We start from the raw sequence: 14,092 nt of genomic DNA on the forward strand, positions 1-14,092 counted from the left end.
AGTCGTTTTCGCTTAGTCAGTTTATTTAAATTGGCATCACGCGGTTACGACCGAGTTGTTTTGCTTCATAAAGCTGTTTATCGGCTTTATTGATTAAGGCTTCAGGCGTATCACCCGGCTCAAATTCTGCTACCCCAAAAGAAGCGGTAATGCTGTGAACTTGTGTGCCTGAGCGCTTATCTCTGATACGCAGTTTTTCTATCATCCGGCGTAGTGTGTCTGCATATTGGCGAGCAATTCGCAGAGATTTGTTAGGTACAATTAACGCGAATTCTTCACCACCAAAACGGTACGCACATATCCCATCTCGACAGCTTTGTTGTAGCCGGCGGGCAATGGCTTTTAACACTGTATCGCCAAAAAGGTGCCCGTAATTGTCGTTAAATGATTTGAAATGATCGATATCAAGCATGATTAAGGTCATTGCCTGATTTGATGCGATAAGTGAAGAGAGATCTTTGTCAAATGCTCGGCGGTTGTATAGGTTTGACAAACCATCGAACAACGCATCTTGCTGTACTTCAGCCAGTTGGTTTTTGAGGCGAGAAATTTCTTCACTCGCGTTAGTCAATTGGCTATTCAAAAACTTTGTTGAGTGACGAATTTCGTGTGACTCTGCGACAAGTTGACGAATCACCACCATCACTTCTTCAATGCTTAGGCTATTGTCCTCAACTTTTTCCAGTTTATTAAAGCTTTTGTCTACCATCTCAGAAAAGGAGGAAGTATCTGAAATCGTATCGCTCATTGAACTGGATACTTCATGTAGCAGAACTTCTACATTGGTTCTAAGATCTTCAAGGCTGGTTTCTGCTTTGCTGGCCACATAGTTGTTGTAAAGCTGTTTATTGGTTGCTGGCGGGCAAATACCGTAGTTTTCTAACACCGTGTCTAACTCAAAGTTGAGTTCTGGAATGGTCTTGTCAACGTAGGTATACCAAAGCGCGTAGTTGGCTGGCGTGGCAGCAACATGGTTTTTGATCATCAGTGGGACCGCTTTTTTTAAATTAGCGGTTGATTTCTTAAACTCGTCGGTCATTTCTGCGATGGTACTAGCAAAATGGGATTGGGCTTAGATTAACGGATATTAACTAATGTCGCTTTAATTTTTATCACTTTTGCATGGTTTATATAGAAAATGAGTGATTAAGATCGTGATCAATACCGTTGGATTCAAATTTTATAAAATATCAGTATGAAACATGTACAGGAATTTGGTGGTATTGCGTGTTTTGAGATATCCAGCAAATGGATTCCGTGTGAACGTTAGTAACCTAATGATCGTCAAACTCTCGTTTTCGTATAAAAGCAAGTAAATCAAAAGGCTTAACGTCAGGGTCTCCGTGAAAAGAACTCGTAGACGAAGAATTAACATCTGAGGGTGCGAATTGAAAAAGAAAATAGGACTTTATTGGTTCACGAACGACTTGCGATTGCACGACAACCCACTGTTGAAAAGCGCCAGTGTAGAAATGGACGAGTTAATTTGCTTGTATTGCTACCCTTCAATGACGCCTTACTTGCATCACTTTGCGCAGGAAGCCTCTTTCGGGCGCGCGAAATTGCAGTTTCTCGACTCATCGCTTAGTGAACTCAATCAATCTTTGAATCACCTTGGTCAGCGATTATGGGCGGTTGAACTAACGCCCGATCAAGCAATCAAGTATGCTGTTAATCGCTTCGGCGTCACACATATATATGCTGACGCCTTTCCCGGTTCGGATGAGCAACAAGCGTTAGATCGCGCAGTTGAAGGCGCGTCTCATGTAAAAATAAAACAGCAAGCAATCCGGACCCTGTTAAGGGAAGAACAACTGCCATTTGACTTGAGCAATCTGCCTACCACTTTCACGCAGTTTAGAAAGCAAGTTGAAGGTTTAGACATCTCTCGGCCCCACGAGAGTGTCCGTTCGTTACCTCCAATTCCCTTAGGTGTGAATCTTCCTTCCGTTACTGCATATTACTTTGACACAAAAGCTGCGTTTCATGGTGGAGAAAGCCGCGGGCTTGAACATTGTCGCCAGTATTTTGCTTCCACACTAGCCAGTGAATACAAACAAACACGCAATGGTTTAGATGGCATGGATTACTCCACCAAGTTCTCTCCTTGGCTAGCTCATGGGTGCGTTTCTCCGAAAACTATTTATGCCATGTTGAAACGTTATGAAGCCGCGAATGGCGCAAATGATTCAACCTATTGGATTTACTTCGAACTGCTTTGGCGTGAATACTTTTATTGGTATGCCCGTCGATACAAGCGGCAGCTGTTCCGATTCGGTGGCATCCAAAATCAAGCACCACTCACCAGCTTTTATGCGCACCGTTTTCAACAATGGAAGAAAGGTGAAACGCCATTTCCTATCGTGAACGCGTGTATGCACCAGCTTAATGAAACCGGTTATATGTCGAATCGTGGCAGACAGTTAGTCGCCAGTTGTTTAGTGCATGAGCTTGGCCTCGATTGGCGTTATGGCGCGGCGTACTTTGAGTCACAACTGGTTGATTACGATGTGGCATCAAACTGGGGAAATTGGCAATACCTAGCGGGCGTTGGTGCTGATCCGCGTGGTTCACGACAATTCAACCTCGAAAAGCAAACCGAAATGTACGACCCGCACATGGAGTTCATCGATAGGTGGCAAGGTCGTTGTCCTGGCGCGCATTTGGATAGTGTAGACATGGTCGATTGGCCGATTGTGATGGGCAGCAGTGACAAAGCTTCGTCATCGGAGAAACCGTAATGCAATTTGAAACCGTACGATTGATCTTGGGCGATCAACTTAACAGTGAGCACTCTTGGTTTCAGCAACCGGATGAGCAAGTGCTTTACCTGATTGCGGAGCTCAAGCAAGAGAATACTTACGTCACGCATCATATTCAGAAAGTGTGTGCGTTCTTTTCCGCAATGGAACAGTTTGCGAAAGAGCGTCAGAGTGAAGGTCACCAAGTTCTGCACCTCACGTTGGATGACACACAATCCTTCGACGATCTTGAGCAAGTCTTGCAACACTACGCGAGTGAAGTTGGTGCAAGTAAGTTTGAATATCAACGCCCGGATGAATACCGTCTTCTGGAGCAGTTAGCCAAACTAAAGCTTGATGGGGTCGTGACGCGTTGTGTCGACTCGGAACATTTTTTGTTGCCGTTTGAGGAAATAGAATCGCAGTTTCCTCAAGGTAAACACATCATGATGGAGCACTTTTACCGCCGTATGCGCAAGCGCTTCGACATCTTGATGCAAGACGGAAAGCCCGTCGGCGGAAAATGGAATTACGATGCCAATAATCGTAACAAGCTCAAAGCCAAAGACATTGAACAACTGCCACAACCTTTGATGTTCAGTACCGACGTGCGCGATATTACTGAGCGGTTGGCACGACATGACATCAAAACTATCGGAAATCTCGAAGGAGACTTGTTGTGGCCGATCAATCGCGCGCAAAGCCTCTCTTTACTCGCGCATTTCTGCCAAGTCTGTCTGCCGTTATTCGGACGTTTTCAAGATGCTATGACAGGCCAGCACGACGCTAAGTGGAGCTTGTATCACAGCCGAATTTCATTCTCGCTTAACAGCAAATTACTGCACCCGAGAGAAGTCATTGATGCTTCACTCAAGGCATTTCATTCCAACGCGGACATCGACATTTCTCAAGTTGAAGGGTTTATTCGCCAAATATTAGGATGGCGAGAGTACATTCGAGGCGTCTATTGGGCGAACATGCCTCATTACCCGAAAAAGAACGAGTTGGGCGCAGAAAGAAAGCTGCCAAACTTCTTTTGGAGTGGCGAAACCAAAATGGCCTGTATGCGCAATGCGATTGGGCAGTCCCTCGATTACGCCTACGCACACCACATCCAACGTTTGATGGTCACTGGTAACTTTTGCTTGCTAACCGAGATCGACCCAGATCAAGTGGATGAGTGGTATCTCGGTATCTATGTTGATGCGATTGAATGGGTCGAAATGCCGAACACACGTGGCATGGCATTGTTTGCGGATGGCGGCATTGTTGGCACCAAACCTTACGCGGCGAGTGGTTCTTACATCAACAAAATGAGCGACTACTGTAAGGGTTGCCATTACGACAATAAGGCGAGGAGTGGGGAAGGATCGTGTCCGTTTAACAGCCTTTATTGGCGCTTTATGAACAAGCACGACAAGCGCCTCGCAGCCAATCCACGAATCGGGATGATTTTCCGCTCTTGGGACAACATGGAAGAACAGCAACGCCAAGCGATTCTTGATACCGCAGAGCACTACATAGAAAACGTGGAGAACTTGTGATGGAAATACTCATCGTCGGTGGCAATGGTGGAATTGGTTTGGCGATGGTGAGAGAAGCCGCAGCTCGGTTTCCTCAAGCTCGCGTGCATGCCACTTATCGTAAGCAGCAACCAGATTGGCAACACCCAAATGTCGTTTGGCATCAAGTGGATGTATCGCAAGACGAGCAGGTAAAAGCGTTCAGTGAGCAGATTGAACACGTCGATTGGTTGGTGAACTGTGTTGGTATGTTGCACACCCAAGAGAAAGGTCCTGAGAAGAATCTTAGCTCGCTCGACGCAGACTTCTTTCAGCAAACCATCACGGTTAATACTTTGCCAAGTTTGCTGTTGGCGAAATACTTCACGCCCAAACTAAAACGCAGTACTGCACCTAAGTTTGCGACCATTTCGGCCAAAGTTGGCAGCATTTGCGATAATCAGTTAGGTGGTTGGTACAGCTATCGAGCATCGAAAGCCGCATTAAACATGTTCCTTAAAACCATGTCGATCGAATGGCAAAGAATGGTCAAACATGGCACGGTGCTGTCACTTCACCCAGGTACTACAGACACCGCTTTGTCGGCACCTTTTCAAACCAATGTGCCAGAGGGAAAGCTGTTCACACCAGAGCGAGTAGCTAAGGATCTATTAGGCTTGATAGAAAAAGCAACCCCGCAAGATAGCGGGGCGTTTTGGGCTTATGACGGGACGTTATTGCCTTGGTAAGAGAACGCGTACAAACGTTAATACAAAGGAAATAGCGTTCTCCAGAGAGGTTCGGAGTGACCTACGTTTTCGTTGATTTATTTCTTCGGCAACGCTCAGAACAATAAACGATTTCCTCCCAATTTCGCGCCCACTTCTTTCTCCAAGAAAATGGGCGCTGACAGACCGGACAGACTTTCATGGGAAGGTTGGATTTAAAACCTTTCATCGCGCTGAATGTTCACTCCTAATTTGGTTAAAACTAGCTACTTATCAAATAGGTACAGGTACTCGCCGTAGCCTAAACTCGCCATCTTGTTCACAGGTACAAATTTCATCGCAGCAGAGTTCATGCAATAGCGTAATCCCGTCGGCTTCGGACCATCTTTAAACACATGACCTAGGTGTGAATCACCAAACTTACTGCGGATCTCCGTTCTAGGGTAGAGCAGTTTATAATCGGTTTTCTCCACGATGTAACCCGGGTTAATTGGTCGAGTAAAGCTTGGCCAACCTGTGCCAGATTTGTATTTATCAGTAGAAGAAAATAGCGGTTCACCGGTCACAATATCCACATAAATTCCCGCTTCTTTGTTGTCCCAGTATTCATTATCAAACGGACGCTCCGTGCCTTCTTCTTGCGTCACGTAATACTGTAGCTCTGTTAAGTTTGATTTGATTTCAGACTGAGCAGGTTTACTGTACGCTTTCACTTTCGAAAGCAGCTTTTTTTCTTCAATCAACTGTCGAAGTGTTTTAGGACTTTCTTTTCGATCTTCACCAAATACTTCGTCGAGATATTTATCGCGACCTGATGCGTAGCGGTAGTATTTGTACTTCAAGCTACTCTTCTTGTAGTAATCCTGATGGTACGACTCCGCAGGGTAAAACTTTTCAAACTCGATCAGCTCTGTTTTCAACGGTTTTGGATAGATCATCGCCTTGTCGATTTCCATCATAAACTGCTTAGCAATCTGCTTTTGCTCCGCATTATGGTAGAAGATCGCTGGACGGTATTGAGGACCACGGTCAACAAATGAACCTTTATCGTCGGTAGGGTCGATATGACGGAAGAAGTAATCCAGCACTTGTTCGTAGTTCACAACAGCAGGATCGTACTTCACCTCAATCACTTCAATATGACCAGATTTACCAGAAGAGACTTGGCGGTAAGTCGGGTTTTCAATATGACCACCTGAATAACCTGATACAACATCGATTACGCCGGGCAGTTGCTCTAAATCCGATTCTGTACACCAGAAACAACCGCCAGCTAGCGTTGCGATTCTTGTATTCTCTGAAGCCTTCAGCTTATCCATCGTATCGGCGGTACCTGTTTTACTCAATAGTAGAAACAAGACTGGAAGTGCGAAGGAGAAACCGGCCAATAACTTAGACATATTCTTCATAGCTACCTCATCGTTATTTTTGTAGAAAGTGTTACTTAAATAAAAAGTGTTACGTATAGAGAAAGGTAACCGAGCGAAAAAATTACAGTAATGTTGAAAATTCCGTTGCCCTTTTATGCGATAGAGCTAAAGTATCGACAAGAAACACACCGCTAGTAAGGGCAACGATGCCTTGAATAAGCGATGCTAAATGAGGTAAATCATGCAAGCTGAAGTTAAATGGATAGAAGATTTTAAATTCCTTGGGCAATCTCAGTCGGGCCACTCCGTAGTGATGGATGGCAATGGTGGTGCAACCGCACCAAGCCCAATGGAAATGGTACTAATGGCTGCTGGTGGCTGTAGCTCTGTCGATGTTGTTGATGGTTTGAAAACAGCAGGCCAAAAGGTTTCGTCAGTTAATGCCAAGCTAACCACAGAGCGTCGTGAAACCGCACCGCGTATCTTTACGCAAGTGAATATCCACTTTGAAGTGTCAGGTGACGAGCTTGACCCAGCAGTCGTAGCAAAAGTGGCGGCTGACTCGCTAGAAAAATACTGCTCGGTTTGCTTAATGCTAGGTGAAGGTGTTGAGATGACCCACAGCTGGGAAATTGTGTAAGCCGACAGACTCCACAAAATATAAAAACAGGAAAGAGAAAAGTCCGGGCTTTTCTCTTTTTTTATTTCGCAATTCACGTACCTTGTGAAGAATCTGAAAGCAGTAATTGCAGGTTGTAGGAGTCTTCCAGTGACAGAACTAGAAAAAATGATGTCTGGCCAGGTCTTTGATGGCATGGACAAAGAAATTGACGCCATTAGAAGCCATGCTCTTCAAGCACTTAGAGCACTTAATAATAACACCGACGAAAGTCAGCGCGACGAATTGCAAAAGCAGCTATTTGGCAAGGTAGGCCGTTGTATTGTCCAGTCCCCTTTTCATTGTGAATTTGGTAAGACCATCGAAATAGGTGAAGAAACCTTTATCAACATGAACGTGGTCATGCTCGATGGTGCCAAAATTACCATCGGGAACCACGTGCTCATTGGACCGAGCGTGCAATTTTATACCGCTTCTCATTCTGTTGATTACCGAAGTCGTCGACGTTGGGAAACGTTTTGTAAACCTATCACGATTGAAGATGATGTGTGGATTGGCGGAAATTCCGTCATCAACCAAGGTGTAACAGTTGGCGCTCGCTCGGTGATTGCGGCGAACTCGGTCGTTAACCATGATGTGCCGCCAGATTGTCTATACGGAGGCACGCCAGCTAAGTTGATTCGTCGTCTCAACGAAGAAGAGTAAGAATCGATAGTGATGGCATGATGACTCGCTTTACAGGCGTAAGAGAATCATGCCAGCAGAAAGGGATAATTCATCAAGGAGTCTAAGATGTCGAACAAGACAGAAGTCCTCATGTGCCCTACATGTGGGGGTAGAAACGCATCATGTCGTGGTGTTAGTTAGAAAAAAAGTGGTTTTGAAGGTGATAAAAATCGCAAAAAGAAAGAGTTCATCGCTGGCTTTCTCAAAAGTGTAGTATTCGGCGCCTTCCTTGCCTCTATGGATGAATTTGAACGTCATTTGATCTGCGAAAACTGTGGTCATAAAACCATTCAATAGTAACTGATAGTCCTTCTTTCTCTGCATAAGTTCATAAGTGCGGTTTGAAGCACTGGTTATTCAAGTCGCATCATCCTCTTTTAGTGCTTTTGCTCTTCTTGTGTTCCTCTCTCAAATATGAGTCACATCAGTACGCATTTTAACCGCTTGGATACAGATAACTCACTGCTATATATAATAAATTTTGGTGGGAAATACGTGTTTCAGCTCGATGTTTAAACTCTGTTCTATCGACACGTTTTGGGTCAGTAAACACTTAAATTTCGTTTGCTTTATGTTGTATGTAGCGCAATTGTGTGAAATTGGTCACATTAACGTTTAATTTATAAAAAAATAATTAATGAATAGTAATTCACAAATATGCTGACCGTATGTGCTATTTAGTTTTGATTTATCTTTTGTGTATTCACTTGGTGAATGTTTTTTTGTTTTTAGATTGACTAAAGGTTTGATTTTCTATTCAAACTTGTGAAAGGTTGAATGGATATATTAGAAAACATGAATTTGATCTTGTTTCTATCTTTTGTTTTAAATGCGAAATTCATTATTAACAACGGATGGTTTTGATGATTTCTCTTATGTGTATCCCACCAATTTTAGAAATTGAAAATTAAACTCTCTCAATACAATAACGACTAAAATTAAACGGAATGATGTTCTTGTATTTTTATTGTATTTTAACTTATACATTTTTACTCATTCATTTTAACTGTTTTTGTTGATTTTAAGTTGTTGATAATAATTATCTTTTAACTTTTGTTTTAATGACGTTGCTTTGCTGCTTCTTTAATGTTGTGGTGTGTGGCTTTATTTATAAAAAGTCATTTTAAAGTACGTTTTTAAGCAAAGTAGAACGCAACAATACTCAGATAAATAGTATTAAAAAGTTAAATAAGGATTTAACCATAAGAGTAATTTTATGGTTGATAGGTTTATTGGGGTTGATTATCTGAATTTTTATGGAATTTCATCCCAATAATCTGTTTGTCTTTAAGTTTATTCAAATGAACTTAATTCTCATGGAAGTTTCAAAACATGCAGCACACAACAAAGTGGATGATGACGCCGCTTGCAATGTTGTTGGGTACGCTGTTTTCAGCGCCATCATTCGCGGTGGAAACGAGTGTAATTGATAGCACTAGCACGCCTGAATCTACACAAAATGAAGGAGATACGTCCTGTATTGTTTGTAAGTTTAGTGGGGCCGTTTACCTATCTTACGATACAAACATTTACGATAAAGACGACTACCGTTCTGTCCGCAATTTCTCGTGGGGAGGCGATCTCGTTTATTCCTTTTCGAGCGACACAAAAGCCTATTTTTCTACGGGGGGCTATCGTGCCCTAGAAGATGAAGTCGGCACCTACGCGACAGATTCGGTGTTGGGCTTGCAATACACGAACCTATATCGCTTTGGAGATACAGGGAAAATCGGCGTTGCGGGTCAGCTCACCATTCCAACTTCAGAAACATCTCGTAAAGATGAACTGCACACCGCGGTTCGTTTAGATGTGCCGATCTCTTTTTCAGTTTGGAGCGTCGATTTTTCGGTTTCGCCAAGACTGAGAAAAAATTTCCACGAATACAAAACCATGGGTGGACGCTCGCTGACTGAGTGGACTTACTCGTTGTTTGCTGTTGCGGAAAAGTCGTGGGAATCGTTCGCAGTGGGGATTACGGCGTTAGGTGGTAACAGCATCAGTTATCAAGGTACGCGCAGAAGCAGTTGGCAGTATGAGGGGGCGTTGTACGGCACATACGAGTTTGATGAAAGCTGGTCATTGCTACTCGCGGCATCATCAACGGGTTTCTATCAAGATGCAGAGCGAGGCACCTTGGGCAACATCGATTTGTTGGACCAAGAGAAAGCGTCTTACATCGTGACAGTGACTTACTCCTTCTAGGAAAACTACAACAATTAAGGATATCCAAATAATGTTTAAAAAATTGACTCTGGTGTCAGCAATAACGGCCGCACTTGCAGGCTGTGGCGCAGATGATCAGGCGTATGACTATGTCGAAAGAGATGCAAAAGAAGTCGCAGTAAAAGATCTTAAAGACGGTCGTTGGTTTTACGTTCCGACGACTGGTGCCGCTCCACGCTTTGCTCTTAACCAATTCCCATTCTTACAAGGTTCACCTCGTTACGTTGAGCTTTGTTTTACCAAAGAAGGTCTGGAAGTTCGCAGTTACGATAAAAACTACCCAGACGCGCATCTAAGCAAAGATGCTAATAACTACTGCGGTGAAGAGAAATTTGTCGCAGACGACGACGGCGTTAACTTCGCGCAAGTGCTGACGATTCCGGGTGACTTTGCGGCGTATCGCTGTCAAGAAGACGCGCATGGTGATTGCACCAACAAAGAAGAAACCAACGAAGACGCAAGCCTAAACTACAAGAAGAAAACCCACTTCACTCCTCGCCCTGAAGATCTCGAAATTGCAGAATTCAATATGGAAGATCTGTATGGCATTACCGAGGGCATTGATGAAATTGGCGCACCACGATTGATCTCGTGGGACTTTGACCCTAAAAACGGTCTTCTCAATTTCGAACTAGAGCGCACGTTCCGTATCGATTTAGATAATATTTCTGACTACATCAACTTTGCAACGAAAGCGAGCTTGGATGAAGCGCTTGTGGATGGCGCGTTTAAATCTCGTTTCTACTACTCGTTAGTGCACGAAAGTGAAGTGGCAACCGAAGGTTACCAACCGATCTTGTACCCAGTGGGTGATGAGAACGACATTGGTTTCTTCACCACATCGACGAAAAAGCTTAACCCAGTCACGAATAAATACGACCGTGATGTGGTTTACCTCAATCGTTTCAACCCAGATCAAGGCTCTATCAAATATTACTTGAGCGACAATTTCTTTGAAGAGAAGAACAAGTTGTTCTTGGATGCAACGCTGCAATCGATCGACAGGATGAACCAAGCGCTGAATGTATTTGGGGCGGATGCAGGCAAGCCTGAAATCGAGATTGTGAACAAAACCAAAGCGGCTGGTATTCACCCAGGAGATCTGCGTTACAACGTGATTAACCTGATTGACGAGCCTTTAGCTAACGGTCTGCTTGGCTATGGCCCGTCGGTTTCTAACCCGATGACGGGGGAAATCATCAAAGGCCACGTGAACCAATACGCAGGCGTTGCAAGAACGGGTGTGCCTTTCTATTGGGATAACTTGGCGCGTTTCTATAATCGTAATCAACTGGACTTAGATGGCTTAGATCCATTGCCAACCAGCAGCGAATCTGTGAAAACAGAAGTTGCGGATAGAATTGAAGCGCTTTCTACAATGGCGGCGATGGCGAGCCTGAAATCGGATGAAAACATTCATGCGCCGCTCGTTTCAAAAGAAGACATCGTTTCTGGAAAAGCAGCGACGAAGAGCCCAACTCAGCTAATGAAAAACTTCAATGATGACATGGAGTTTGAAAAGGTGGTTGAAGCTGAAGAGAACCGTTTGTCTTTCTGGGCAGAGAACAACGTCTATCCAATCGAAGCGTCGTGGGTTTCTTCAACCAACAAGGCCATGTTGGACAACTTGAAGTTGGATGACGAGCGTTACTTTGAGATCAAACTTGATGACGCAGGTAACGAAGTATCGCGTCAGCTTAAGCGTTGGAAATACCTGCCAAAAGAGTTGCAAGTGAAAGCCGCAGATGCGATTACGGTTGCGACTTACAGCAATACGCTTGTTCACGAGCTTGGTCATAACATGGGTCTGCGCCATAACTTTAAAGGCTCAAATGACAAAGCGAACTACTACACGCTAGAGCAAGCGCATCAACTCGGCTTGAACAACATTCCTGCTTACAGTTCGACAATGGACTACGCACCAAGCATGTTGGATGAAACGCCAACTTGGGGTCTGTACGACATTGCGGCGTTTAAGTTCGGCTACGGCCGTAAAGTCGAGACGATTCAAGATTCTTCAGGTTCAGCTCCTACACCTGTTGCGAAACCGGCAGACAGTGCGAGCGATGAAGACAAAGCGGCATATGCTCGTTACCTCGCTGATCAGCAAGCCTACCAACAAAGCTTTGCATACAAGTTTGGCAACAATCCAGACAACACATCGCTGATGGTGTGTTCTGAAGTGAAGGCGCTAACGGGGGACGAGAAAGGCAAATCACTCTACAACTGTGACTTTAGCCGATTCGATATCGCTGCGTTGTCTGATGATCCTGAACTGAATGCGAAAACTCGTTATGGCGCACTTTACTACCTAGATAAAGTGAATGAAATTGAGCGTAAGTCTTACGATTTCTGTACCGATGGGAACGTTTCTCTAAACAGCGACTGTAACCGTTTTGACGAAGGTACAAACCTAGAAGAAATTGTTTCTTACGAGTGGCAGAACTATCTCGATAGCTATGATCGACGCAACTTGGAGTTATATGGGACCACAGGATTATTCTCGTCCGATTATCCTGGTTACTTAGTGCGCCGTTACATGGAAATGAGCGCTATCCGTGACAAGATGGAAGATCTTGAGCGCATCGATAACCTGTACACCAATTTAGGTTACACTTCGTCAACGGATAAGCCGGGTGATTTCTTATTGCGCCTTGCTTCAAACCCTCAATACTGTAGCGAAGGCAAAGCCGATAACTCATGGTTCTGTGATTATGCGAATGGGGCGAAAAAATCCGCGGCGTTCTTCCTTGATATCTTGCGCACACCAGAGCATCAATGTGTGATAGAAAATGCGGCAGGCAACCAAAAAGTGATTTCTTTTGGTCAACTGTTAGACAACAACTCACACCAAATTCCGGCTGATTACGATCTTTCAACAGCCAGCTGTTTTGATGATTTGGCAGCACGCTTTATCGAAGATTCAGATGAGGGCTATATAGCTGTTGCGGAAACTGCGAATGGACGCTTCCTAAACTCAATTGGTAGCTTTGACCCGGATTACCCTTGGTCAAATGCGGTGTCTGTGTTGGGTAACTGGCCAGACAAAGCGCTTGCGAGCCACTTCTTAGCACGTCGATTCTCGAACCGTTTTACCGATGAGGTGAGCTTTGCATCGCTGCTTGATATCCCTGGGGTGCAAGCTGAATACGAAGACATCATGGGCAACATCGTGGCAAATGATGCGTTAAATACGCCAGTTAAATTGGTGGGTAAAGACGGTAAGGAATACACCAATCTAAAAGGTGTTACCGTGAACCTACACATCACTGAGCAAATGGAGTCCCTACCACCAATGCCTCGTGGTATTGCAAGGTTCCTTGATATTGGCGCAGAAGGTCGCGGACGTGTTGGCGATGTCATCTTGAGAATGGGTGTGCGCCAAATGAAGTCTTACGACTACACAGTGAAGACTCGTGGTCAATCTCAGTTTGATACGTTTACGAAGCAACAAGACCGCTACGGTATTATCGCGGGTGACAAGGTTGAGTTTGTTATCGACGGCGAGAAGTTTGTGGCAACAAAAGCAAACAAGCTGGCTTACGACTACGCAAATCAACTGGTGACGTCCAAAGGTTACGATCTAAAAACGTACCTAGATAGCTATGAGCATGCAACACTAAACAAGGTTGCAGAGAGCATCGATAGCGCTTGGGGGCCATTCCGAACAGCGATTGTCCCAGCGTTCCACGATCCTGTATTGCTGCTGGATGCGCCAATGGTCAACGCAATGAAGCGAACCATTGATGCGGATATCGCGGCAGGTGTGCTGTCGTTCAGCCAGTCTTTCATCAACTTTACGACAGCGAATGTGACTTCGGGTGATTTGGTCATCGATGCAACTTCGGGCACATTGAGCTACAAAGGTGGTAAAGCGCACGATGAGCTGAAAGCGTTCGAAGCTTACACTGATGCGATGCTTTTGATTTACAACGATCACGCCGAAGACATGATGTTCGCGGTCGACAATGTGTACGCAGGGTACATGGCGTCTTCAGATGCTGACAAAGAACTTTGGCTGAAAGATCTCAATATGATTCAAGCGTATTTGCGTGGTGATATTGGCGCTGTAGCTGGTGATTACTACAAGATGCTTGATCGCCTACCAACGGCAGTGAGTTTCCAGTAAATAACTCTTAATTCACTCATACAAAGGCCTGCAGCAATGCAGGCCTTTTTCGTC

10 protein-coding genes and 1 pseudogene are annotated in these 14,092 nt (G+C 44.5%); 8 read left to right on the plus strand and 3 right to left on the minus strand.

Annotation, left to right across the window (positions count from 1 at the left end; all coding sequences use genetic code 11):
- Positions 1-25: 25 nt before the first annotated feature.
- Positions 26-1,039, minus strand: a complete 1,014-nt coding sequence (locus R7Q11_RS00300) for a GGDEF domain-containing protein (RefSeq protein ID WP_005374150.1) — start codon at positions 1,037-1,039, stop codon at positions 26-28.
- Between the two features lie 349 nt (positions 1,040-1,388).
- Here R7Q11_RS00300 and R7Q11_RS00305 point away from each other — a divergent pair, with 349 nt between their 5' ends.
- The 3 genes from R7Q11_RS00305 to R7Q11_RS00315 are packed head-to-tail and all read left to right on the plus strand — an operon-like array spanning position 1,389 to position 4,992.
- Positions 1,389-2,741, plus strand: a complete 1,353-nt coding sequence (locus R7Q11_RS00305; RefSeq protein ID WP_025768046.1) for a DASH family cryptochrome — start codon at positions 1,389-1,391, stop codon at positions 2,739-2,741.
- Positions 2,741-4,285, plus strand: a complete 1,545-nt coding sequence (locus tag R7Q11_RS00310; RefSeq protein ID WP_225466071.1) for a cryptochrome/photolyase family protein — start codon at positions 2,741-2,743, stop codon at positions 4,283-4,285. The genes R7Q11_RS00305 and R7Q11_RS00310 overlap by 1 nt, the downstream gene beginning before the upstream one ends.
- On the plus strand, positions 4,285-4,992 hold the full coding sequence (locus R7Q11_RS00315) for an SDR family oxidoreductase (protein ID WP_225466072.1): 708 nt from the start codon (positions 4,285-4,287) through the stop codon (positions 4,990-4,992). Before R7Q11_RS00310 ends, R7Q11_RS00315 begins: the two co-directional genes overlap by 1 nt.
- A gap of 61 nt (positions 4,993-5,053) precedes the next feature.
- Here R7Q11_RS00315 and R7Q11_RS00320 read toward each other — a convergent pair whose 3' ends face one another.
- Both R7Q11_RS00320 and msrB read right to left on the minus strand, forming a co-directional pair.
- Positions 5,054-5,200: a DUF2256 domain-containing protein gene (locus R7Q11_RS00320; RefSeq protein ID WP_005374142.1), complete on the minus strand. Its 147-nt coding sequence runs from the start codon at positions 5,198-5,200 to the stop codon at positions 5,054-5,056.
- Positions 5,201-5,237: 37 nt separating this feature from the next.
- Entirely contained in the window at positions 5,238-6,380 is a 1,143-nt protein-coding gene (gene msrB / locus R7Q11_RS00325; RefSeq protein WP_225466073.1) for a peptide-methionine (R)-S-oxide reductase MsrB, read from the minus strand.
- Positions 6,381-6,582: 202 nt separating this feature from the next.
- Between msrB and R7Q11_RS00330 the strand changes: the two genes are divergently transcribed.
- The 5 genes and pseudogenes from R7Q11_RS00330 (at position 6,583) to R7Q11_RS00350 (ending at position 14,038) form a co-directional block, all read left to right on the plus strand.
- Positions 6,583-6,981: an OsmC family protein gene (locus tag R7Q11_RS00330; RefSeq protein WP_172563698.1), complete on the plus strand. Its 399-nt coding sequence runs from the start codon at positions 6,583-6,585 to the stop codon at positions 6,979-6,981.
- Positions 6,982-7,110: 129 nt separating this feature from the next.
- Positions 7,111-7,665, plus strand: coding sequence for a sugar O-acetyltransferase (locus tag R7Q11_RS00335; RefSeq protein ID WP_031780875.1), 555 nt, complete (start codon positions 7,111-7,113; stop codon positions 7,663-7,665).
- Between the two features lie 87 nt (positions 7,666-7,752).
- Positions 7,753-7,983, plus strand: a pseudogene (locus R7Q11_RS00340) (hypothetical protein).
- Between the two features lie 1,035 nt (positions 7,984-9,018).
- Positions 9,019-9,888: a hypothetical protein gene (locus R7Q11_RS00345; protein WP_225466074.1), complete on the plus strand. Its 870-nt coding sequence runs from the start codon at positions 9,019-9,021 to the stop codon at positions 9,886-9,888.
- Positions 9,889-9,919: 31 nt separating this feature from the next.
- Complete coding sequence (locus R7Q11_RS00350; protein ID WP_225466075.1) at positions 9,920-14,038, plus strand: M66 family metalloprotease; 4,119 nt, start codon at positions 9,920-9,922, stop codon at positions 14,036-14,038.
- The last annotated feature ends 54 nt before the right edge of the window (positions 14,039-14,092 follow it).

The organism is Vibrio sp. 970 (assembly GCF_033339075.1).

What these genes read in the sequence shown, in the direction of transcription:
- R7Q11_RS00345 (WP_225466074.1), top strand. Translation starts at nt 9,019, where the DNA reads ATGCAGCACACAACAAAGTGGATGATGACGCCGCTTGCAATGTTGTTG.
- msrB (WP_225466073.1), bottom strand. Translation starts at nt 6,380, where the DNA reads ATGAAGAATATGTCTAAGTTATTGGCCGGTTTCTCCTTCGCACTTCCA.
- R7Q11_RS00300 (WP_005374150.1), bottom strand. Translation starts at nt 1,039, where the DNA reads ATGACCGACGAGTTTAAGAAATCAACCGCTAATTTAAAAAAAGCGGTC.
- R7Q11_RS00330 (WP_172563698.1), top strand. Translation starts at nt 6,583, where the DNA reads ATGCAAGCTGAAGTTAAATGGATAGAAGATTTTAAATTCCTTGGGCAA.
- R7Q11_RS00320 (WP_005374142.1), bottom strand. Translation starts at nt 5,200, where the DNA reads ATGAAAGGTTTTAAATCCAACCTTCCCATGAAAGTCTGTCCGGTCTGT.
- R7Q11_RS00350 (WP_225466075.1), top strand. Translation starts at nt 9,920, where the DNA reads ATGTTTAAAAAATTGACTCTGGTGTCAGCAATAACGGCCGCACTTGCA.
- R7Q11_RS00310 (WP_225466071.1), top strand. Translation starts at nt 2,741, where the DNA reads ATGCAATTTGAAACCGTACGATTGATCTTGGGCGATCAACTTAACAGT.
- R7Q11_RS00315 (WP_225466072.1), top strand. Translation starts at nt 4,285, where the DNA reads ATGGAAATACTCATCGTCGGTGGCAATGGTGGAATTGGTTTGGCGATG.